The 21,896-nt window shown below is 61.5% G+C and carries 16 protein-coding genes; 3 read left to right on the plus strand and 13 right to left on the minus strand.

The window, feature by feature from the left end; all coding sequences use genetic code 11:
* Positions 1-43: 43 nt before the first annotated feature.
* The 11 genes from addA to ACQY1P_RS22425 all read right to left on the minus strand — a co-directional run bounded on the left by addA (position 44) and on the right by ACQY1P_RS22425 (position 17,382).
* Entirely contained in the window at positions 44-3,634 is a 3,591-nt protein-coding gene (gene addA, locus ACQY1P_RS22375) for a double-strand break repair helicase AddA (RefSeq protein ID WP_430255556.1), read from the minus strand.
* Positions 3,627-6,830 carry a double-strand break repair protein AddB gene (gene addB, locus ACQY1P_RS22380; RefSeq protein ID WP_430255558.1) on the minus strand — a complete coding sequence of 1,068 codons (3,204 nt, stop codon included), beginning with the start codon at positions 6,828-6,830 and terminating at the stop codon, positions 3,627-3,629. The genes addA and addB overlap by 8 nt, the downstream gene beginning before the upstream one ends.
* Before the next feature lie 3 nt (positions 6,831-6,833).
* Entirely contained in the window at positions 6,834-7,574 is a 741-nt protein-coding gene (locus ACQY1P_RS22385) for a nucleotidyltransferase family protein (RefSeq protein WP_430255560.1), read from the minus strand.
* A gap of 16 nt (positions 7,575-7,590) precedes the next feature.
* Positions 7,591-9,108 carry a tRNA (adenosine(37)-N6)-threonylcarbamoyltransferase complex ATPase subunit type 1 TsaE gene (tsaE, locus tag ACQY1P_RS22390; RefSeq protein WP_430255562.1) on the minus strand — a complete coding sequence of 506 codons (1,518 nt, stop codon included), beginning with the start codon at positions 9,106-9,108 and terminating at the stop codon, positions 7,591-7,593.
* The gene (locus ACQY1P_RS22395; RefSeq protein WP_325265638.1) at positions 9,105-11,696 is read right to left on the minus strand and encodes an ATP-binding protein; all 2,592 of its coding nucleotides are present in this window, start codon (positions 11,694-11,696) and stop codon (positions 9,105-9,107) included. The genes tsaE and ACQY1P_RS22395 overlap by 4 nt, the downstream gene beginning before the upstream one ends.
* A gap of 207 nt (positions 11,697-11,903) precedes the next feature.
* Positions 11,904-13,304 (minus strand): adenosylhomocysteinase, encoded by a 1,401-nt coding sequence (gene ahcY, locus ACQY1P_RS22400; RefSeq protein ID WP_062462971.1) that lies wholly within the window; start codon positions 13,302-13,304, stop codon positions 11,904-11,906.
* A 160-nt stretch (positions 13,305-13,464) separates the two neighbouring features.
* Positions 13,465-13,743 (minus strand): HPr family phosphocarrier protein, encoded by a 279-nt coding sequence (locus ACQY1P_RS22405; RefSeq protein WP_062577136.1) that lies wholly within the window; start codon positions 13,741-13,743, stop codon positions 13,465-13,467.
* Positions 13,744-13,760: 17 nt separating this feature from the next.
* A complete protein-coding gene (locus ACQY1P_RS22410; RefSeq protein ID WP_062462977.1) occupies positions 13,761-14,162 on the minus strand; it encodes a PTS sugar transporter subunit IIA in 402 nt (133 codons plus the stop codon).
* A 127-nt stretch (positions 14,163-14,289) separates the two neighbouring features.
* Positions 14,290-14,757: an HPr kinase/phosphorylase gene (locus tag ACQY1P_RS22415; protein ID WP_062577137.1), complete on the minus strand. Its 468-nt coding sequence runs from the start codon at positions 14,755-14,757 to the stop codon at positions 14,290-14,292.
* Positions 14,754-16,544, minus strand: a complete 1,791-nt coding sequence (locus ACQY1P_RS22420) for a stimulus-sensing domain-containing protein (protein ID WP_425503250.1) — start codon at positions 16,542-16,544, stop codon at positions 14,754-14,756. The genes ACQY1P_RS22415 and ACQY1P_RS22420 overlap by 4 nt, the downstream gene beginning before the upstream one ends.
* Before the next feature lie 112 nt (positions 16,545-16,656).
* Entirely contained in the window at positions 16,657-17,382 is a 726-nt protein-coding gene (locus ACQY1P_RS22425) for a response regulator transcription factor (RefSeq protein ID WP_092665285.1), read from the minus strand.
* A gap of 347 nt (positions 17,383-17,729) precedes the next feature.
* Between ACQY1P_RS22425 and ACQY1P_RS22430 the strand changes: the two genes are divergently transcribed.
* From ACQY1P_RS22430 to ACQY1P_RS22440, 3 genes are all read left to right on the plus strand, one after another.
* On the plus strand, positions 17,730-19,340 hold the full coding sequence (locus tag ACQY1P_RS22430) for a phosphoenolpyruvate carboxykinase (protein ID WP_430255564.1): 1,611 nt from the start codon (positions 17,730-17,732) through the stop codon (positions 19,338-19,340).
* Between the two features lie 106 nt (positions 19,341-19,446).
* Positions 19,447-19,881 (plus strand): alternative ribosome rescue aminoacyl-tRNA hydrolase ArfB, encoded by a 435-nt coding sequence (gene arfB / locus ACQY1P_RS22435; RefSeq protein ID WP_062577144.1) that lies wholly within the window; start codon positions 19,447-19,449, stop codon positions 19,879-19,881.
* Positions 19,882-19,906: 25 nt separating this feature from the next.
* Positions 19,907-20,518 (plus strand): alpha-ketoglutarate-dependent dioxygenase AlkB, encoded by a 612-nt coding sequence (locus ACQY1P_RS22440; RefSeq protein ID WP_062577146.1) that lies wholly within the window; start codon positions 19,907-19,909, stop codon positions 20,516-20,518.
* 40 nt (positions 20,519-20,558) lie between these two features.
* Here ACQY1P_RS22440 and coaA read toward each other — a convergent pair whose 3' ends face one another.
* Both coaA and ACQY1P_RS22450 read right to left on the minus strand, forming a co-directional pair.
* Positions 20,559-21,560, minus strand: a complete 1,002-nt coding sequence (gene coaA, locus ACQY1P_RS22445) for a type I pantothenate kinase (RefSeq protein ID WP_062577147.1) — start codon at positions 21,558-21,560, stop codon at positions 20,559-20,561.
* Positions 21,560-21,880 (minus strand): phosphoribosyl-ATP diphosphatase, encoded by a 321-nt coding sequence (locus ACQY1P_RS22450; RefSeq protein WP_062462998.1) that lies wholly within the window; start codon positions 21,878-21,880, stop codon positions 21,560-21,562. Before ACQY1P_RS22450 ends, coaA begins: the two co-directional genes overlap by 1 nt.
* Between the last annotated feature and the right edge of the window lie 16 nt (positions 21,881-21,896).

Raw genomic sequence — 21,896 nt, forward strand, 5'->3', positions numbered from 1 at the left:
CCAGATGTGAGATCGGCACTCACCATTTTCAATGTCCGTCATGTCACTTTGTCTTAAGTTCTGCAAGCGAACGGGACATCAGCTCCACACCCAGCGATATCACCTTTGCCGTCTCGGTGTAGACGAGCACGCAGTCGATCGCTTTGCTCGGATAAAGAGGCATGAGGATTTCGCGGTAGATGGAGAGCTGTGCCCTGTGGGTCAATGGAACGTCTTCCGCAGTGCCCGGCGGAAAGCGGTTCGTCTTGTAATCGAGGATGATGACGCGGTCTTCCATCTCGACAAGCCGGTCGATCCGGCCCGAGATCGCGTAGTCCTGGCCCTCCAGCGTCAGCGTCCCCATGATCGACACTTCCGACTGGCTGCGCGCAGAAAATACCGGCGCGAGCTCGGGAAGGGACAGAACGGACATGACACTTGCGACCAGGCTCTGGCGTTCGCTCGGCGGCCAGAAGCGGGCGGCGCGGTCGGCATAACGCCGGGCTGCACCCTCGCGTTCACCGTCCGGAAAGTCGGTCAGCATCTGCAGCATCCGATGCACCAGCTTGCCTTTTTGCAGTGCCAGGCTGCCGGTCGCCTTGTCTCCAAACAGGGGCGATGTGACGATCAGATCATCATCGTCGTCGTCGATCATCGTACCGGCGCCGGACGGGCTAAGCGGCCTCGGCAGGATCTTGCGGGGCGGCAGCGGCCGTGAAAGCGCCGTGGGCAGGGTAGGGGCGGAAGCTTCTCTTTCCGAGCCGCCGGCAGCTGTATGGTCCGCTTTGGCAGCAGCCTTGCCCGGTGCCGCGGGCAGGCGCCAGGACAGGCCGCTCCACTCGCCCTCGGGGCCGGAGAACGTGGCTGGGCTGCAATGCTGCCCACTCGTCGACAAGGCACGCGCGATCATCGCCTGCCAGCTGTCAGGGTTATCCCGGCTGCCGCGATAGCCGCAAATCACCAGATGATCGGCAGCGCGGGTCATGCCCACATAGAGAAGTCGCCGGTACTCTTCTTCGGCAGAGGTCTTCAGCCGTTCGTCGTCCGCTGCCGTCAGCGGGTTGGACAGCGTCTTGCCCGCAAGCCAGGCCGGAACATCGCCATGGACGGTCTTCAGCAGCCGGAATTTCGGCACATGCGATGGAATGAAGGATTTCGAGTTGCTGTCGACGAGGAACACGACCGGCGCTTCCAAACCCTTGGAGGCATGCACGGTCATGATCCGCACCTCGTTGCGGCCACCATCCTGTTCGCGCTTCACTTCGGGGCTTTCGAGCTCCAGCGTGGATACGAAAGCCTGCAGGCCGGGCAGGCCGGATGTCTCGTGATCGAGCGCGAAGGTCAGCAATTCGTCGAGAATATCGCCCGCCTCGGTGCCGAGCCGCCCGAGAAAGTTCCGCCGTCCGCCGTGCTGTCCGAGAATACGGGCATAGAGATCATGCGGGCTGAGCAGGCGCGACAGCGTCAGCAGATGCTGCAGGCGCTCCGCTGCATCACGAAACCGCAGCGGCTGTTCTTCGGCAAGGCGCTTGAGTTGCGTCCAGGCGCTGTCATTTTCGGCTCTGAGCGCAGCAACCTCGAACACGTCCTCTTCGGACAGATCGAACAGCGGGCTTTTGAGAAGCGCTGCGAGCGACAAGTCATCCTGCGGTAGGAGCAGGAAACGACCGAGCGCCAGCAGATCCTGCACCGCGATATGGCTCGTCAGCTTCAACCGGTCGGCACCGGCGACGGGAATGTTGTCGCGGCGTTTCAGCGCCCGCGTCAGCGCGTTGACGAAGGCGTCGCGTTTTCTCACGAGAACGAGAATGTCGCCCGGCTCGATCGGCCGTTCCACGCCCTTTTCGATGACCGTCTCGCGGCCGATCATCTCGCCGATCCGGGCGGCAATGCGCGACGCAAGGATAGCGGCCGGTGCCTTGTCCGGGGTCGAATCGAACGGCGCGGTCCAGTCGTCTTCCTGTTCGGACACTTCGGGCGCCACCACGTCCCACAGATCGACCGCGCCGGGATGACCCATGCGGTTGGAACGGTGCTGCACCGGATCGCCGATCGCCGACAGGCCCTTGGCATTTTCCTCGATTGAGAACACCTGATCGACGGCGGAAAGAATGTCGGCTGTCGACCGGAAGGACAGCGGCAAGCGGATCGCGTGGAACGGCTGGCCGCTGGCAGCCACCTGCCTCTGCGTCGCGCTGCGTTCCTCCGCAAACCGCTCCGGCCGCGCGCCCTGGAACGAATAGATCGACTGTTTCTCGTCACCGACCGCAAACATCGTCCGGCGCGTATCGCGCGCGCTGTTGCCGGAATAAAAATCTTCCGCCAGCGACTTGATCACGGTCCACTGGATCGGGCTGGTATCCTGCGCCTCGTCGACCAGAATGTGATCGATGCCCTGGTCGAGCTTGTAATGCACCCACGCACCGACGCCGTCGCGGGTCAGAAGATCGGCGGTGCGGGCAATCAGATCCTCGAAATCGAGAAGGCTGCGGCCCCGTTTCAGGTCCTCGTAGTCGTCGGTCAGGCGTGCGGCAAGTGTCAGCGCCGCCTTGGTGGCCGCAAACAGGCGAAACAGCCGCAACCGGTTCCGGCAGCTCAGAACATGCTCTCGCGCCGCGTCGATCGCGCCGGCAAGCTCCGGTGCGATCTTGGTCATGGCGCTGGCGATCAGGCTGCGATCTGCCTTCACCGTGCCCTTGGCCGTTAGAAAGATGGAATCGAGATAGGCGGCGCGCTTGAAGACATCCGTCTCCTTGGCGACCAGGCGCAAACCGTAAGCCACCTCATGAACGGTCGAGCCGCCCTTCTGGTCGGCAAGCGACAGATAGAGATCGAGCGTGATCCCGGAAAGCTGGGGCAGCGGCCAATAGGTCGCGGCGATGCTGTCTTCGCTATCGGCAGGGTCGAGCCCCAGGACGCGCTTCAGTTCCGGGCCGATGCCGCCTTGCTTCTCCGCATGCGCGGTAAATTTGCGGATCGCGGTGCGTCTGGCAACGATGTCGGACAGCAGCGCTTCCAGCCCGAACTCGTCGCCGAGATCAAGCACGTGGGCAAAGGCTTCCGCCAGATCCGGATCGTCCTCGGCGGATGTGGCTGTCAGCAGCGAACGCCGCGCTTCGGAGAGAAGAGCGGTGGCGGCACGGTCGTCGAGCACGGAGAAATGGCCGGCCACATTGGCCTCCAGCGGAAACTGGTGCAGCAGAGCTTCGCAGAAGGCATGGATCGTCTGGATCTTCAGACCGCCCGGCGTTTCCAGCGCCTTGGCAAACAGCCGCCGCGCCTCGGCAATCTTCAGGGAATCCGGCTCATGACCTTCGATAGCCGCGATCCGCGTGCGTAACTCCTCGTCGGAAAGAACCGTCCACTCGGACAGCCGCTGAAACACACGGTTCGACATTTCGGACGCCGCGGCCTTGGTATAGGTGAGGCAGAGGATGGCGGAGGGACGGCAGCCGGCAAGCAGAAGCCGGATCACCCGCTGGGTCAGCACATGCGTCTTGCCGGAGCCGGCATTGGCCGACACCCAGGCGGAACTTGCCGGGTCCGAGGCGCGAGATTGCTGAACCGTGGTCCAGTCGATCCAGTGGATCGGGTCGTCTCCATCCGGCAGGTCCGAAGCCGGGTTATCCGGCAACTCGGTGAAAAGATCACTCATCGGCGTCCGCCTCTCCATCGTCATCGGCCGTCGACCACTCGGCAACGCGGGCGAGGTGATCGTATTCGCCGCCGAAATCCCCTTGCGCGAACGGCACCAGCCGCGAGGCGAACCCCGCATCGCCCTGACGCAGCTTGACGACGAACTTGGTCAGCTGGTCGATCGATTCCTGCGCCAGATCGATCGCCGATTTCGGCTGGCGTTTGGCATTCGCGGTTGCGCCCTCATTGTTGATCCGGTCTTCCTTGAACCGGTCGCCGGGTCGAAGCCGGACATAAAGAAGATCGCCGGGCCGCTGGATGCCCATCGTCTTGAAGGCGCCTGCCTGCAGCGCCGCTGCCTCCAAGGCAAGTTGCGGGTCGAGCAGCGACCGCGCCTGTAGGACGGAAGGGTTGAGGCCGGTCTTGTAGTCGATGATGTCAGCCTCGCCGGAGCGCTTGATGTCGATCCGGTCCGCAATGCCGGTGACACGGATGCCGGCACTCTCAACCTCGAAACCGGCACCGGCTTCTGTAACGCTGCTGCGGACTTCCGGTGTGCGACGCTCTTCCCAGTCGAGAAACGCCCGCGCGACCTCGACGAAGCGCGGCCGCCAGACCCGGTCGATATGCGGCGGGAGCTGTTCGGCGTCGAACAGCTCCCGCGTGATGCGCTGCATTGCTTCACGTGAAACCGGCGTGCCGGGCTTGTGGCTTTCGCGCGTATAGCGGTCGATAATGGCGTGGTAGAGCGTGCCGCGCTGTGCCGCACCCGGATCTTCGTTGAACGGCGCCAGCGGATCGAGTTTGAGGATACGCCGTGCATAGATCGAATAGGGGTCGCGACGCAGCCGTCCGACTTCGCTGAACGAATATTTGACCGGCTGCAGCTCCGCCGGCGGTTTGGGGGCAGGGCGCCTGGCCTGCTGCTGGTTGTCGCCACGATCGATCAGCGACGCCCAATGCAGAACATCCTTGCCGCGCGCCTTCAATTCGTCGGCAAAACTTTTGCCGCCCAGCGCCAACAATCTCTGCAGCCAGCGGGAGGCAACCGTCGGCGTCGATCCCTGTCGTGTGGAGCGGGAAAAGATCAGGTTGCGGGTGCCGCAGGCCATTTCGAAATCGTGCGCAAGCTGGCCGATCCGCCGCTCGGGCGGTTCCAGCCCCATATCGGTCTTCATCGAGCGCGACAGGAACGGATTGTTGACCGTCTGTCCCGGCCAGGAGCCCTCGTTGAGACCGCCGAGGATCATTGTATCGACGCTCTGCAACCGTGCTTCCAGCGTGCCGAAGATAAACACCCGCGGATGCGCCAGCGAACGCGGCTTCACCGCTTCGCCTGTCGTCAGCGCCATGACGATGTCGATCCACTGCGGTCCGTCGGCCTCGATCTGGCCTTCCGTCTCGATGACTTCGCCGAGCAGGCCCGAGAGACGTTCGCCCGGCTCTCCGGACCACAGTGCCGAGAGATCACCGCGCTCATCGATGCACAGCGCCTCAAGCGCGCGCCCGGTGCGCGTCGCCCAATCGGACAGCGTCAGTCTTGCCGTCAACCCGCGTCCATCGGGACGGCGGCGGATAAACGCGCTGACCAGCGGTTCCACCGCCGCCGATATCCGCTTTGCGATATCCTTTGCCTGAGCAACCGCACCTTCAGGCAACGAGCTGCGCCAATGCGGCATGTGGCGATCTTCAAGGATTGCGGTCAGCTGTGCATCGAGAAGCGGCTCGAGAGCGGCGATATCCATGTCGCCGACGCCACCGCGCAGCGCCAGCACTTCCAGCGCATCGATCGCGGCGCGCAATTCGGCAGGCGGAAGGCCAAGCCGTATCAGTGGGTGTTTCAACAGGCCGACGATCGCCACCGGATCGCCTGGCCGAAGCGTCGCTTCCAGCAGAAGCTGGGTCAACGTGCCCTGCGGCGTGCCCGAAAGCGCCGAACCGGCCGAATCATCGGCGAGGATGCCGAAACGGGCAAGCTCTGCGGTGACGCGGCGGCCAAGCGCGCGGTCGGGCGTGATTAGCGCTGCCTGTGCTTCGCCACCGTTGCGTCCAGGTTTCTCCAGCGCGAGCCGCAAGGCGATGGCAATTGCCACCGCTTCCTCGCGCTCGTTAGCGGCTTCGATCAGCGCGACATCGGCAAAGGCCGCGCGCAGCTTTTCCGGATCGGCCTCCTGGCGCCATGTACTCCAGCGATCGGTCGCCTTGGCGGGCACCAGCGCCTGCGAGATCGCCTCAGCGCGGAAGGCGAGATCGGCCTGCGTCTCGCCGATGACAGTGACATCCTCACGTGTCGCACCGATCTTCTTCAACAGGCGGGACAAACCGAACTGCGGATGGCTGCGGCTCGAAGGGTCGGGCTTGCCATCGAAGGTTTCCTCGCCCACCATGTCCCACTGGTCCTGCGGCATCGTCATGTCGAGGCCCGGCAGGACAACCGTGCCTTCGGCAAGCCTGGAGATCGCCGCGATCAGCTCGGCCGCTGCCGGAACAGAGCCTGTGGATCCTGCAACAATCACGGGCCCCTTGTGCTCCCGCTCGGTAATCCGACGCGCCTCTCCGCGCAGGATTGAAGCACGATGCTTTGCCGGCGAAGAGCGTTTCAACTCCTCAAGTCGCGTCGGCCAGAAACCGCTGGCGATCTTCAGGAATTCGGCGGTGAGCTGCCACCAGAGCGCATGTTCGCCGGTCTGGAGATTGTCGAGATCCTTCCAGTCGCGTTCCTCGGTCTCGATCGCATCAATCAGTTCCGCCAGCGCCCGGGCAAGCCAGATCGCGTCCGCCGGGCTTGCGGGCGCGACCAGCGGCGATTCCGAATGCACGTCCAGCACGATCTTCGGCAGCTGGTTGCGCCAGGCAAGGATCAGCCGTCCGAGTTCGAGAAGTCGCGCCGTGCCGCCGATCGGCAGGGCCAGATCCATTTCCTCGGGCGCCACGAGATCGAAAAAGCCCTGATCGTCGTCGGTTTCGCCAAGTGGCCGGATGACTGGCAGGATCGCGGCGCGGCCGCCGAGAAGATCGACGAATTCCGAGCGCAGCACACGCGCCGAACGGCGCGTCGGCACAAAAATGGTGACGTCAGCCAGCGACAGCGGATTTTGGGGATCGTAGCGAAACGTCTCGTTCAGCCGCCCGTCGCAGAGTGCTGCGGCTAGCGTCTTCAAAAAGGGCGCGCCTGACGGGATGGAGAAGAGGCGGTTCGGCCGTACATCCGACATCGATCAGGCCCCCGCTTTGTGGCGGGCGATCACGGCTTCGGCTTCCGGCAGCGCTTCCGGCGTGCCGACAGTGATCCACTCGCCATCCATCACAAGGCCGAACAGCCGATCGTTCTGGATCGCACGGTCGAAATAGATGTTGAGGTTGAAGGCATCGTCAGGTGCGTCGTCGAGAAGCGACGTGTGCATGACGATCGCACCCGCATAGACGACCGGGTTGTCGTTGCCCTCGACGTAACGCGAGAGCCGTCCGTCGGACGACAGCTGGAAATCCTTCTTGCCGTTGTGTCCCGTGGTGCGCTCCAGCGGCACGCAGAGCAGCGCCATATCCATGCGTTGCGGATCGAAAAACCCGGCCAGGCGCTCAAGATTGGTGGGCTCGTCAGGCTTTTCGCCGATCCAGAACAGGTCGGCGTTCATGACGAAGACAAAGCCTGGTTGAAGCAGGGACAGACCCTGCTTCAAGCCGCCACCCGAGTTCATCAGCTGCGCCCGCTCGTCGGACACGGTGATCTCAAGGCGCGGATAGGCGGCGAGATGCGCTTCCATCCGGTCGGCGAAGTGATGGACGTTGACGACCGCATGGGTCACGCCGACGTCGGCCAGGGCATCGAGCCCGTAGTCGATCATCGGCTTTCCGGCAACGGGCACCAGTGGCTTCGGCATCGTATCGGTGATCGGGCGAAGCCGGGTACCGAGCCCTGCCGCCAGCACCATAGCCTGCGTGATCGGGGCGTTGGTCATGTCCATGCAACCGTATTTATGATTCGGGAAGCTCTATACCAGCCCTGTGGCACCAATCGCGCAAGGGCGCGAGTGCTTCATGCGCGAGTGCCGTCGAAAGATGGCGCAATGTTCGCGGCATATGCTTCATATAGTGCGGCTTGCCGTCGCGTTCCCGCAGCCGAACCCAGAGACCGGCGAGCTTGCAGTTACGCTGTGCCGCCATGATCGCCCAGGATTTCAGGAAACCCGCTTCGTCAAATCCGCCCAGTGCGCGGCGCAGCGTCAGGTAGTCGATCATCATCTGATCGGCCAGAACCTTGGGAATATCGACGCGGGCGTCCTGGACCAGCGACGCGAGGTCGTAAGCCGTCGGGCCGATCATCGCATCCTGAAAATCGATCAGGCCCACCTGATGCACGCCGGAGGCTTGGCTACGCCAGATGATGTTCGGAGAATGGAAATCGCGCAGCAGCAGGTTCTTCTCTGCAGAGCCGAGCTCTGCGATCAGCCCGTCCCAGATCGAGAGATACTCTTCTCGCTCGTCCTCTCCAGCCTGTCCGCCCCGCTTCCACGGCAGATACCAGTCGAGCAGAAGCCGCGCTTCCATCTTCATCGCAACCGGATCGAAATCCGGAATGTGATGCGTGCTGGACCCGGCGACGGGAAGATCCTGGAGGATCTCATGGCCATGCAGATAGGCCAGCGCCACGACGCTTTCGCGGTAACGTTCGCCGATCGGCTGCCCGTCCTCGTCGAGCACACCGTCCTGGCCGAGATTTTCGATGAGGAGAATGCCCTGGTCGTAATCGACCTCGAGCACTTGAGGCGCGCAAAGGCCGATGCCGCGCAGGTATTCGGAGATCGCCACGAACGGATAGGCATCCTGGGCAATATGCGCCACTTTCGGATACGGCTTGCCGTCGAGAACCGGCGGACCCTCGGGCCGCTTCGGCCAGTCCATCAGGATCAGTGTCTCGCCTGATTCGGTCAGAACCGTTTCATAGGCCCGCATCGAGGCATCGCCGGTCAGAAAGCGGCGTCGGCCATTGGCATGACCGTGAGTGCACAGAAACTCGCGGATGGCGATCACTCGGCGAATGCGGGCAAGGGATGCTTCCGGTGCCGTGATCGTCGCGCGTCGGCCAACCGTCTCGTGCTCGAGCGTCAGCGTGATGCGGTCGAGAGGCAGGAGATCGCCGCCCATTTCCGGCCATTCGACAAGGCAGATGCCGGAGGAAAGCGCTTCGTCGAAACCGAGTTCGTCGAGCTCGGATGGGTCGGCCAGCCGGTAGAGATCGAAATGCGCCACGGGAATGCGCAGGTCATAGATCTGGACCAGCGTGAAAGTAGGGCTCGGGACTTCCAGATCGTTTTGGTCGGCCATGGCCCGAAGGAAGGCCCGGGCCAGAGTCGATTTGCCGGCGCCAAGATCGCCCGAAAGCGCCAGGCAGTCGCCGGCCTTCAGCGCCAGCACCAGATCCTCGCCGAAGAGAATTGTCTCGGCCTCGTCGGCCAGTGTCACGACAATGCTATCGCCAGGCGCAGCGATCATTCGGCAGCGACCGAACGGGCCCGCGATCCGACCGGAATGCGGCAGGTAACCACCGTTCCCTGTCCGGCCCGGCTGTCGATCGAGACGTCGCCGTTGTGGAGGGTGACGAAGCTTTCGACGATCGAAAGACCAAGGCCAGCACCGCTGCGCTTGCCGCCCTTGGCGTTCGCCTTGAACCGGTCGAACACCGTTTTCAGCATGTCAGGAGGAATGCCGGGGCCTCTGTCAGTTACCGAGAAGAACACGTTGCTCTCGTCGCGCCAGCAATTCAGCGAGATTGCGGACCCCTCGGGCGCAAAATTGGTGGCGTTCATCAGAAGCTTGATCAGGATCTGCTTCAGCCGCTGCTCGTCCGCAAACACGGTTCCGAGTGCCTTCGGCGCGATGATCTCCAGCGTCACGGTATTTTCGTGCAGCCGGTCGGCGATCTGCATCGCCACGTCGTCCAGAAGCTCGTCCACGGCCAGCTGCGAATAGTTCAGCTGCATGATGCCGGCATCGACGGTCGCAAGATCGAGAATGTCGTTGACGATGGTGAGAAGCACCGACGACGAGGTGGAAATATGGTCGATATACTCCGCCTGCCGCTCGTTCAGTTCGCCCATGCCCGGCGTCTTCAGGAGATCGGTAAATCCGATGATGTTGGTCAGCGGCGACCGCAACTCGTAGGACACGTGCTGGACGAAATCATTCTTCAGCTCATCGGCTTTCTGCAGCGCCTCGTTCTTTTCCTTGAGTGCCCGCTCGGCGCGCGCGCTGGCCGTCATGTCGACGAAGGTGAACATCGTCTGGGCATTGGGCAAAGGCGTCGCGGCATAGTCGAGGATGAGGCCTGAATAGAGCTCGAACGTTCCCTGAATCGAGGCCCGTTCGTCATCGAAATTGGTCAGCATCTGCCCGAAATGACGCCAGCCGTCCGGCTCGTCATAGGATGGCGCGCAGGCTTTCTCGATCGCCTTGATATGGGTGCCCGGCTTGGTCTCGTCGGCGGTCACGCCCCAGAGCGCACGGAAAGCGGGGTTGGACAGTGTGATTCGGCCGTCCGGGCCGAACACGGCCACGCCTTCTGCAAGGTGGTCGATCGTTTCGCCCTGAACCTTGACCAGCGTGTTGTAACGGGTTTCGAGATCGACCTGTTCGGTGAGGTTCTCGAACACCCAGGTGGCGCCGCCGCGAGGGTGCGCGGTGGCGATGACGCGCAGCGTCTGGCCGTTCGGCAGATGCCAGGTATCGGTCTTGGTATCGAGCGCCTGGTAGATCGACAGCGCCGATTCCTTCCAGTTGCGCCAGCTGAGCTCTTCCGGCAGCTTGCCGTTGGCGCGCAGCTTGTCGAGCAGTTCGGAATTATCCGGCCGCGATTCGAGGAAGGGCAGGGAAAGGCCCCACAGCTGGACGAAAGCCTGGTTGTAGAATTGCAGCCGCCGTTCGCCGTCGAAGATCGCGACGGGTGTCGCGAGATGGTCCAGCGTTTCGGCGTGGCTGTTGAGCGTCCGCTTCAGCTCTTCGCGCACCGATTCGGCTTCCGACACATCGATCGCAATGCCGACGGAACCGTTCGTTGCCACGACATCGACAACGTCGAACACGGTACGATTGCCGCGCACGACAGTGGAGATGCGGTCGTGGAAAGGCGAGTTGGCTGTTGCGACGGCGCGGATCTTCTCACGCGCGATCGTGCCCAGGAATTCGCGGCTTTCGTCAACGGCCTGCGTCGGAACCTTGGCTTCGACGGCATCGCTATAGGCGTGGTTGACCCAGGCAAGCCTGCCCTGTGCGTCGCGCTGCCAGACCGGCTGTTCGATCGTGTCGAGCAGCGAGTGGAAAAGCGAGATGGAGTGGGTCAGCCGTTCGCGTTCGATCTTCAGTTCGGCAAGCTCGGCGCGCAGGTTGTTGAGCGCGATAAAGCGGACAAACGCCTTTCCGCCCGAAACGCGGCCCTGCACCTCAAGGATTTCGTCGCGGTTGGTTTCAAGAACCAGATCGAAGCTGCGGGCTTCGCCGCGCAGAGCGTCGATCGCCTTTTCAAGCTCGATTGCCGAGGAAGAGCGCAGCCAGCGGCCGAAGGCGAGAAAATCGCGATCCTGCTGCGGCGCGCCGGTTTCAGCCGGCAGCTGGCCCAGGAACTCAGGTTTGGAGTAGCCGCTTTCCCACACCACGATGCGGCGGTTCTTGTCGGCGATCAGCGCTTCGTACTTGGAAATCCGCTGCTGCGCATCCGACAGCGCGCTGCGCATATCCTGGGTTTCGGCTTCCATGTTGCCGCGCTGGCGAACCAGCCAGACGGCCGACAGCAGGGCAGCCCCCAGCGCGCCAAGCACCAGCGACGACCAGATCACCTGGGTCGACGAGAACATGTGCGGACCGACCGTGCCGGCCTCCTGTGCATGCGCCATCCCAGCCACGCCTGAGAGCACCGTCCCCGCCAGGAACGCTGCAGCCGAACGTGCCAAGCTCACCGGCGCAAGCCGGGCAAGGTCTTTCTTCCACCGCCCATTTGCCGCCTCTTTACAAGCGTCCAGGCCGCAGCTCATCGCCACGCCACAAATGAGATCGGCCTGCTTTCGCAGGCTCGTTTTTCTTACCGACATGACCGGTCTGTCTCCGTCCAATTGCCGCTTATCGACAAGACATACCACATCGCACCTTGCCCGAAGCCGGAGGCTCGAACGAGTACGAATCAAGAGCTGTAACAATACCTGCCGCGGCAGAGAGCGGGAAGGCGCGGGGCCAAAAAAGAAGCCGCAGCCTTTGTCAAGGCTGCGGCCACAAGATGTTGTGGATTGTTCGGCTACGGATCAGTAGCGGTAGTGTTCAGCCTTGAACGGACCCTGCGACGAGACGCCGATATAAGCAGCCTGTTCGTCAGAAAGTTTGGTCAGCGTCACGCCGAGCCTTCCGAGGTGAAGACGGGCAACTTTTTCGTCGAGGTGCTTGGGCAGGATATAGACCTCGTTCTTGTACTCGCCCTGCTTCGTGAACAACTCGATCTGGGCCAGCGTCTGGTTGGTGAACGAGGCGGACATGACGAAGGACGGATGGCCGGTAGCATTTCCGAGGTTGAGCAGGCGACCCTCCGACAGAAGGATCATCCGATTGCCCTTCGGGAACTCGATCATGTCGACCTGCGGCTTCACGTTGGTCCACTTCAGGTTCTTGAGCGCCGCAACCTGGATCTCGTTATCGAAATGGCCGATATTGCCGACGATCGCCATATCCTTCATCTCGCGCATATGCTCGATGCGGATGACGTCCTTGTTGCCGGTCGTGGTGATGAAGATATCGGCCGAGGCGACGACGTCTTCGAGCACGACGACTTCAAACCCGTCCATGGCAGCCTGCAGGGCGCAGATCGGATCGACTTCCGTGACCTTGACGCGAGCACCGGCGCCCTGAAGCGAAGCAGCCGAACCCTTGCCGACATCGCCGTAACCGCAGACGACGGCGACCTTGCCGGCCATCATCACGTCGGTGCCGCGGCGAATGCCATCGACCAGCGATTCCTTGCAGCCGTATTTGTTGTCGAACTTCGACTTGGTGACGGAGTCGTTGACGTTGATGGCCGGGAAGGGCAGGAGGCCCTTCTTGGAAAGATCATAAAGGCGGTGAACGCCTGTGGTGGTCTCTTCGGTCACACCCTTGATCGCATCGCGCTGCTTGGTGAACCAGCCTGGCGAAGCGGCAAGACGCTTCTTGATCTGCGCGAACAGGATCTCTTCTTCTTCCGATGTGGGCACGGAAAGAACGTCCTCACCGGCTTCGGCGCGGGCGCCGAGCAGGATGTACATGGTGGCGTCGCCACCATCATCGAGGATCATGTTGGAGAAGCCGCCATCGGTCCACTGAAAGATCTTGTCGGTGTATTCCCAGTACTCGGTGAGCGATTCACCCTTCACGGCAAATACCGGGATGCCGGACGCTGCAATTGCAGCAGCGGCATGATCCTGGGTCGAGAAGATGTTGCAGGAGGCCCAGCGAATGTCGGCGCCGAGTTCCTTCAGCGTCTCGATCAGAACCGCCGTCTGGATCGTCATGTGCAGCGAACCGGAGATGCGGGCGCCCTTGAGCGGCTGCGATGCACCGAATTCCTCGCGGCACGACATCAGGCCCGGCATTTCGGTTTCGGCGATGTCGAGCTCCTTGCGACCGTAGGCAGCAAGTTCGATATCCGCGACGATGTAATCCTTGTCAGTGCTCATAAAGCTCTCCGCGTGGTGTGTCGAAGGCAGGGGAACGGATTTCCGTTCATCCGGGCGTCGACGAAAAATCTCGCCAGCGGTGTAACAGGCTTGGGGCTGACTTGCAACTAACACATAAAGACGTCTTTATATGTTTATGTCCGTTCGGTTGCTATGGTTATCAAGCTTCTTCGCCGAACTTGTTGGCAACGAGCGCCTCCAGAGCGTCGAGCGCTTCAACAGCCTGCGGGCCGCTTGCGGAAACCTCGATCGAACAGCCGGTGCTGGCGGCCAGCATCATCAGGCCCATGATGGAATTGCCGCCGACTGTCGATCCATCCCTTGAAACCCTCACATCGGCTTCGAAACTTTCCACCATCTGCACGAACTTGGCCGATGCTCGCGCGTGGAGGCCACGCTTGTTGACGATTGTGAAATGCCGTGGGGCAAGGGGAGACATGCGTTTGCAGTGCTTTCTTATTTTCCGCTGAGCACGCGGCTTGCGACGTTGATATATTTGCGGCCGGCCTCGGAGGACTCGACCAGCGAGCGCTCCATGTTGTTGTCGCTTCGGACGCCGGCAAGCTTGATCAGCATCGGCAGGTTCATGCCGGCGATGACCTCCGTCTTGCCGCTTTCCATCACTGAGATCGAAAGGTTCGACGGCGTACCGCCGAACATGTCGGTGAGGATGATGACGCCGTATCCGTCATCGGCCTTCGCGACCGCATCGACGATATCCTGCCTCCGCTGGTCCATATCGTCTTCGGGGCCGATGCAAATGGTTTCGATGAATTTCTGAGGTCCGACGACGTGCTCGACGGCCTGTCGAAATTCCTCAGCCAGCTTGCCATGAGTGACAAGCACAATTCCGATCATGAAAACTGCCCCCTGCTATGGAAACTTGCGGCCAATATCGCAACGCAATACAGGCGTCCAGCGGTGGGGAGCCATCTTCGCCATGTCCGCATCAAGTTCAAGTTAAAAAATCGCGAGCCGGATTGGGTCAGAAGGGTCGCTCCCCTCGAAATGCCGGGAAAAGGCCGGAAAGCGCGGAAAGTGGCTCCGGAAAGAGCGACCATAATCTCACCAGTGGAATGTCTCCGAGACCCGAAAGCGCAAAGCGTTCGTTGTCCGGCGGATACCGTTCGTCGTTCGGAGACGACAGGACGCGCACGGCAAGATCGAGGGCAGCTGACGGGGCGGAGTCTACTTCGATAATGCCACTGCCGCGCAATTCGATGAGGCCGGCGATCGTCTGCGGCCGGTGTGCGACGAGGCGATCATTCTCGCGCGAGACAAACACCTGATCGTCGGCCACCAGCGCCGAAAAGACGCCCTGGCGTCTGGCGGCACTCAGACAGGCAAACGCCAGCATGGATTTGCCGCTGCCGGAAGGACCGGTGAAGAGGATGCCGCGGGTCCCGACGACGATCGCCGTTGCATGGATATTGACGCGTTGCGTATCGCTCATGGCTCTTCGCCCGAAGGAAGCGACAGCGTGAAGCGCGCGCCCTTAAGCGTCTCCGTCTGCGGATCGACAAGGTTTTCCGCCTGCAGCGAGCCGCCATGCGCCACGGCGATCTGACGGCTGATCGACAGTCCCAGGCCCGAATTCTGGCCGAAGCTCTCGCCATCGGGGCGATCGGTGTAGAACCGCTCGAAGATGCGATCGATGTTCTCGGCCTGAATGCCCGGACCGTTGTCATCCACGGTGACGACCACCTTGTCCTTGACCCGGGCGAGGCGGATGGCAATGCGACCGCCTTTTTCCGGCACGAAGGAGCGGGCATTTTCGATAAGGTTGGTGATGATCTGGCCAAGCCGCAGATCGTGGCCGTTGACGAGGTAGTTTGGTTTCTGCCCGCCCTTCGCGTCGATGACCAGATCGATCTCAACCGGTTTGCGGCCGGTGCGGATCTGTCTGGAAATATCGACGAGGTTGCCGAGCAGCGTATCCATGCCGACAGGTGCCGAATCGGTCCGGGCAAGTTCCGCATCGAGCCTCGATGCATCGGAGATATCACTGATGAGACGGTCGAGGCGGCGCACATCGTGGAAGATGATATCCGTCAGTTTCTGTTTGGAGGCCTCGGATTTGGCAAGCGGCAGCGTCTCGACGGCGCTGCGCAAGGACGTCAGCGGGTTCTTCAGCTCGTGGCTCACGTCGGCTGCGAAGCTTTCGATCGCGTCGATGCGGTCGTAGAGCGCATTGGTCATGTCGCGAACAGCGATCGAGAGGTTGCCGATCTCGTCCTGACGATAGGAGAAATCCGGAATCTCTTCACGCTGCTTGGCACCGCGACGGACGCGAACAGCAGCAGCAGCAAGCCGGCGCAACGGATTGGCGATGGTGGACGACAGGAGCAGCGACAGCAGAATGTTGACGAGGGTCGCGACGCCGAAGACGCGCATGATCGCCAGCCGCTCCGCATGCACGATCTTGTCGATGTCGCCGGCCTGGGTCGAGAGAAGCAGAACGCCGAGCACCGCGCGGAACCTCTGGACCGGGACGGCGACGGAGACGATCAGTTCGCCGCGATCGGTAATGCGCACCACGGCGCCGCGAACGCCAGTCAGCGCGTTCATCACTTCCGGATAGATCGAGCCATCGCCACCCGGCGCTTCCTTGTAGGTCGGCAGGTTGCCGGGCTGCAGCATGCGGTTGAACAAGCCGGCAACCCATTCGCTCCAGGTCTGCGACTGATCTTCAACCGGCGGCAGATCAAAGCGCAGCACCTGGCCGCGCGAATAGAGGTGGCGCGAGTCCAGCAGCAGGTTTGCGTCTGCATCGAACAGTCGGGCGCGGGTGCGGGTCGGCGAGATCAGCCGCCGCAGCACGGGCGCGACCCGCTCGGGGTCGATCGGGAAATCGAGGTCCTCGTCGTTCGGCACCGGCGTGATGCTCTGGCCTGCCTGCAGTTCGAGAAGCTTCTGCGGATCGATGGTGATCGAATTGGTATCGACGGAGGCCGAGGCAGAGATTGCGCCGGCAATGATTTCACCCTGAGTCAGCAGGCTCTCGACGCGGGCATCGATCAACCCCTCGCGAAACTGGTTGAGATAGAGGATGCCGGCGACGAGAACGACGGTCGCCGCGATGTTGAAGAACAGGATGCGGCGGGTGAGGCTGGAAAACACCGCGTGGCCGAACACCCGGCGAATGAGCGTGAACGGTCGCGACCAGAAGCGCCGTGAGGCGCGGCGTATTCCGGCACTCGCGGGTCTGGTCGTTCCGGTTTCATGCAATCGGTCTGCCACGTGCAGTCCTTCCAGAGAGCTTACAGTCTAAGCCCTGTGCCGCGGTGGCTTCAAGTTACGCATCCGCACGATCGAATTTTTAGAGGCTCCCGGGTCTCGGAGCTGGCAACCGTTACGCAGCCTCGCGGAATCGGTAGCCAACGCCGTACAGCGTCTCGATCATGTCGAAATCCGTGTCAACCATCTTGAACTTCTTGCGCAGGCGTTTGATGTGGCTGTCGATGGTGCGGTCGTCCACATAGACCTGTTCGTCATAGGCGGCATCCATCAGCGCGTCGCGGCTTTTCACCACGCCCGGGCGCTGCGCCAGCGAATGCAGGATCAGGAATTCCGTGACCGTCAGGGTTACCGCTTCGCCCTTCCAGGTGCAGGTGTGGCGTTCCTGGTCCATCGCCAGCTGGCCGCGTTCCAGTGTGCGGGCCGCCAACTGGTCCGGGGTCGGCTTGACGCCGCCACTTGCCTGCTGGGCTTCGCGTGCGCTGGAGCGGCGCAGGATCGCCTTCACGCGCTCGACCAGCAATCGCTGCGAGAACGGCTTGGTGATGAAATCGTCTGCGCCCATCTTGAGCCCGAACAGCTCGTCGATCTCTTCGTCCTTGGAGGTGAGGAAGATCACAGGCAGATCGGATTTCTGTCGCAGGCGTCGCAACAGCTCCATTCCGTCCATGCGCGGCATTTTGATATCGAAGATGGCCAGGTGCGGGGGGCGGGCGATCAGCCCGTCGAGCGCGGAGGCGCCATCGGTATAGGTTTCGACCTTATACCCTTCGGCTTCCAGTGCAATCGACACCGAAGTCAGGATATTGCGGTCGTCATCTACGAGCGCGATTGTCTGCATTCTCTCCGTCTCCATCGTCATATAGGCGCATCTCCTGGATGTCCCCAGCCAGAATTGGCGAAAGCCATGCGCTTCTTCAGTATAAAGGTGGAACAAATTGTGGCAACGCCAAGAGGCGCACGGTCGGTAGGGACCTTTGTCCCAATGAGCCAAACACAGTCTGCAGGTCTTGAAAGACACCCAGAAACGGCGAACAGAAAACCCTCGTAAACCGATTTAATCGAGAATAAAATTTTTTAAATCGATTAAATAACTGATATTATTACGCTATTTCAGAATTATCTTGCCCTTTTTAAAAACCCGCTCTAGGTTCCGCGCAGGTTCAATCCACAAAAAGGAGCGCGCGTATGGAGCAGTTTGGACTTCACAACCCATCGAACGGGCTCGCAGACATCGGTCTCGGCAATGCATCGCGTGTGAATTACAATCTCAGCGAAGTCGAGCTTTACGAAGAAGCGATTCGCCGGGGCGAAGCCGATCTGACGATCGACGGCGCGTTGAGGGCTCGCACCGGACAGCATACCGGCCGGTCGCCCAAGGATAAGTTCGTCGTCCGCGATGCCGGCACCGAAGACAAGATCTGGTGGGACAACAACAAGCCGATGTCTCCCGAGCACTTTGCCGTGCTGAAGGCTGACATGCTGGCCCATGCCAGCGGCAAGACCCTGTTCGTCCAGGATCTGATCGGCGGCGCCGATGAAGCAAACGCGCTTCCGACCCGCGTCGTCACAGAGCTTGCCTGGCATGCGCTGTTCATCCGCAACCTCCTCATCCGCCCCAAGCGCGATACGTTGGAAGGTTTCGAACAGAAGCTGACGATCATCAACCTGCCGAGCTTCAAGGCCGATCCGGCCCGTCACGGCTGCCGCTCCGAAACCGTGATCGCCTGCGATCTGGAAAACGGTCTCGTTCTGATCGGCGGCACGTCCTATGCCGGCGAAAACAAGAAGTCGGTCTTTACCGTTCTCAACTATCTCCTGCCGGCCAAGGGCGTGATGCCGATGCATTGCTCCGCCAATGTTGGCAGCGAAGGCGATACCGCCGTGTTCTTCGGCCTTTCGGGCACCGGCAAGACCACGCTTTCGGCCGACCCGAGCCGCACGCTGATCGGTGACGACGAGCATGGCTGGGGCGAAAACGGCGTCTTCAACTTCGAAGGCGGCTGCTACGCCAAGGCGATCAAGCTTTCCGCTGAAGCCGAACCCGAAATCTACGCGGCAACCCGCCGTTTCGGCACGGTCCTGGAAAACGTCGTGCTCGACGAGAACCGAGTTCCCGATTTCGACGACAATTCGCTGACGGAAAACACCCGCAGTGCCTATCCGCTGCATTTCATTCCGAACGCATCGGAAACCGGTCTCGCGCCGCATCCGAAGACGATCATCATGCTGACGGCAGATGCTTTCGGCGTGATGCCGCCGATCGCAAGGCTGACCCCGGAACAGGCCATGTACCACTTCCTGTCCGGCTACACAGCCAAGGTGGCGGGTACGGAAAAGGGTGTCACGGAGCCGGAAGCGACGTTCTCGACCTGCTTTGGCGCGCCATTCATGCCCCGCCATCCAGCTGAATACGGCAACCTCCTGAAGGACCTGATCGCCAAGCACGGCGTCGATTGCTGGCTGGTCAACACCGGCTGGACGGGCGGCGCCTACGGCACCGGTCGTCGTATGCCGATCAAGGCCACCCGCGCGCTTCTGGCCGCAGCCCTGAACGGCAGCCTCAAGGATGCCGAGTTCCGCACGGATGCCAATTTTGGCTTTGCCGTTCCGGTCGCCGTCGACGGCGTCGAAACGTCCATTCTCGATCCGCGTTCGACCTGGTCCGATGGCCAGGCCTACGACAACCAGGCAGCCAAGCTGGTCTCGATGTTCATCAAGAGCTTTGAGAAGTTCGAAGACCATGTCGATAGCAAGGTCCGCGACGCAGCACCTGGCCTGAAGATCGCCGCCGAGTAATCCTTTGGTCCCAGCTGGACCTTAAGGATTCACGTGGAACATTATAGCCGTCGGCTCTCCTTGTGCCGGCGGTTTTCTTTTGCTCCGGTTTGTGGGAAATACGGCCATGGCCAGCAATCCTCTCGAGATCAACACCCGCATCACCATCGCCGGATGGGAGCTCACCGAGCAGTTCGTGCTGGCGGGCGGTCCGGGCGGCCAGAACGTCAACAAGGTCTCGACGGCGGTCCAGCTGTTCTTCGATCTCGTCAATTCCCCGTCGCTGCCCGAACGGATCAAGGAAGCCGCGATCAAGCTTGCCGGCCGGAAGGTATCCAAGGACGGCGTGCTGATGATCGAGGCCAACCGGTTTCGAAGCCAGGAGCGCAACCGCGAGGATGCGCGCGACCGGCTGAAGGAACTGATCCTGAAGGCAGCCGAGCCGCCACCGCCACCGCGCCGGAAGACCAAGCCGACCAAGGGCTCCGTGGAGCGGCGACTCAAGGCGAAATCCGGCCGCTCCGATGTCAAGAAGATGCGCGGCAAGCCGAACGGCGACTGACCACGAAGGGCCACGGGGGAATCATATGGCGACTTTGGCAAACGGTATCCGGCATCTGCCGGGCTCTCTGAACCGCGCCGCCCAGGAACATCTGGTCGAGGTCATCCGCGCCATCGTCGCCGAGGCACCGCTCTACGTCCCGGCCATGCCCGGCACGGGCAAACCGATGTCGGTTCGGATGACGAATTGCGGCGAGCTCGGCTGGGTGACGGACAAGGAGCGCGGCTACCGGTACCAGGAGACCCATCCGCAGACGGGCAGACCGTGGCCCGCCATTCCGTCAGAACTGATGGACCTCTGGGAAAACCTCTCCGGCTATGACAAGCCGCCGGAGGCATGCCTTGTCAATTTCTATTCAGACGACGCGAAAATGGGCATGCATCAGGACAAGGACGAATCAGACCTGAACGCGCCGGTCCTTTCCATCTCGCTCGGCAATACCTGCCTGTTTCGGGTCGGTGGGGTCGATCGCAAGGATCCGACAGGCTCCTTCAAGCTCTCGAGCGGCGATATCGTGGTGCTGGGCGGGGAAGGGCGGCTTGCGTTTCACGGGGTGGACCGGATCTATCCCGGCACGTCGACGCTTCTCAAAAATGGAGGCCGCATCAATCTGACACTGCGAAGGGTCAATAGCTGACGATCGAAGATCCATCGTGTAATGGGTATCGATCGACAGCCTACAGTTTTCTCAAAGCCACCGTCTCGATGAAGTGGTCGCGACCCTTGCGCAGAATGATATCGGCGCGGGGCCGGGTCGGGATGATGTTCTGGCGCAGGTTCTTGAGGTTGATGTTTTCCCAAAGCCCTTCTGCGACGGCCATCGCCTCCGCTTCGCTGATCGCCGCATACTTGTTGAAGAAGGATGTCGGCTCACGAAAGGCCGTCTGCCGCAGTTTCATGAACCGCTGGACATACCACTGGTGGATCTGCTCCTCGTCGGCGTCGATATAGATCGAGAAGTCGAAGAAGTCAGACACGATCGGCACGATCTTGCCGTCAACAGGCAATGCGCGCGACTGCAGCACATTGATGCCTTCGAAGATTAGGATGTCGGGACGGTCGACCAGCGTATATTCGCCGGGCAGCACGTCATAGGTCAGATGCGAGTAGCGCGGCGCCTTGACGTTTTTCTCGCCGGCCTTGATCGCCGAAAGAAACCGCAGGATCTGGCCGATATCGTAGCTCTCGGGAAAACCCTTGCGCTGCATCAGGTTTTCACGCTGAAGGACAGCGTTGGGATAAAGAAATCCGTCGGTCGTGATGAGATCGACCTTGGGACTTGCCGGCCAGCGGGCAAGCAGTTCCTTCAGCACGCGTGCGGTGGTCGACTTGCCGACCGCGACCGACCCGGCAACGCCGATGATGAACGGGGTCTTTGATACATCCGGAAGGGTCAGAAACCGGTTGCGCTGCCGGTAAAGCCGTTGCGAGGCCTCGACATGGGTCGAGAGGAGACGCGACAGCGACAGATAGATGCGCCGGACTTCGTCGATGTTGATCGGGTCATCCAGCGAGCGCAGCCGGGCAATTTCCTCGGCCTTCAGCGTCAGTGGCGTGTCGGCCCTAAACTTCGCCCATTCCTCGGCCGTGAAGTGGTGGTAGGGCGAGTAGTATTCCGCGTTAACACCGCTCTCCGGGATATCCACATCATGCTTTTCAGGCGTCGAAACGATGTTCATCAAGGAGCTCGGCTCGCCTTTTCCTGCAGGCCTGTCTGGCCTGTCCTGCGCTGAAGTTCGGCAAGCACATCCTGCAACGGGATGTCGGCAATGTTCAATACGACCATAAGATGATAAAGAAGGTCGGCACTTTCCGACACGAGATCGTGCCGGTCCTGCGCCACCGCGGCGATGACGGTTTCCACCGCCTCTTCGCCAAGCTTCTTGGCCGCCTTGGTCTGGCCGGCCGCCACAAGCTTCGCGGTCCAGGATTCCTCCGGCGGGGCTTTCGCGCGCTGCGCAACGATCTTCTCGAGATCGCCGAGGGTGAATTCACTCAAAACCGTCTCCTCCCGT

It is taken from the genome of Neorhizobium sp. DAR64872/K0K18 (assembly GCF_050500175.1).
Lineage (GTDB): Bacteria > Pseudomonadota > Alphaproteobacteria > Rhizobiales > Rhizobiaceae > Neorhizobium > Neorhizobium soli.

Bases quoted from the DNA above. Each gene is read 5' to 3' on its own strand.
- addA (WP_430255556.1), bottom strand. From the start codon at position 3,634: ATGAGTGATCTTTTCACCGAGTTGCCGGATAACCCGGCTTCGGACCTG.
- addB (WP_430255558.1), bottom strand. From the start codon at position 6,830: ATGTCGGATGTACGGCCGAACCGCCTCTTCTCCATCCCGTCAGGCGCG.
- ACQY1P_RS22385 (WP_430255560.1), bottom strand. From the start codon at position 7,574: ATGACCAACGCCCCGATCACGCAGGCTATGGTGCTGGCGGCAGGGCTC.
- tsaE (WP_430255562.1), bottom strand. From the start codon at position 9,108: ATGATCGCTGCGCCTGGCGATAGCATTGTCGTGACACTGGCCGACGAG.
- ACQY1P_RS22395 (WP_325265638.1), bottom strand. From the start codon at position 11,696: ATGTCGGTAAGAAAAACGAGCCTGCGAAAGCAGGCCGATCTCATTTGT.
- ahcY (WP_062462971.1), bottom strand. From the start codon at position 13,304: ATGAGCACTGACAAGGATTACATCGTCGCGGATATCGAACTTGCTGCC.
- ACQY1P_RS22405 (WP_062577136.1), bottom strand. From the start codon at position 13,743: ATGTCTCCCCTTGCCCCACGGCATTTCACAATCGTCAACAAGCGTGGC.
- ACQY1P_RS22410 (WP_062462977.1), bottom strand. From the start codon at position 14,162: ATGATCGGAATTGTGCTTGTCACTCATGGCAAGCTGGCTGAGGAATTT.
- ACQY1P_RS22415 (WP_062577137.1), bottom strand. From the start codon at position 14,757: ATGAGCGATACGCAACGCGTCAATATCCATGCAACGGCGATCGTCGTC.
- ACQY1P_RS22425 (WP_092665285.1), bottom strand. From the start codon at position 17,382: ATGCAGACAATCGCGCTCGTAGATGACGACCGCAATATCCTGACTTCG.
- ACQY1P_RS22430 (WP_430255564.1), top strand. From the start codon at position 17,730: ATGGAGCAGTTTGGACTTCACAACCCATCGAACGGGCTCGCAGACATC.
- arfB (WP_062577144.1), top strand. From the start codon at position 19,447: ATGGCCAGCAATCCTCTCGAGATCAACACCCGCATCACCATCGCCGGA.
- ACQY1P_RS22440 (WP_062577146.1), top strand. From the start codon at position 19,907: ATGGCGACTTTGGCAAACGGTATCCGGCATCTGCCGGGCTCTCTGAAC.
- coaA (WP_062577147.1), bottom strand. From the start codon at position 21,560: ATGAACATCGTTTCGACGCCTGAAAAGCATGATGTGGATATCCCGGAG.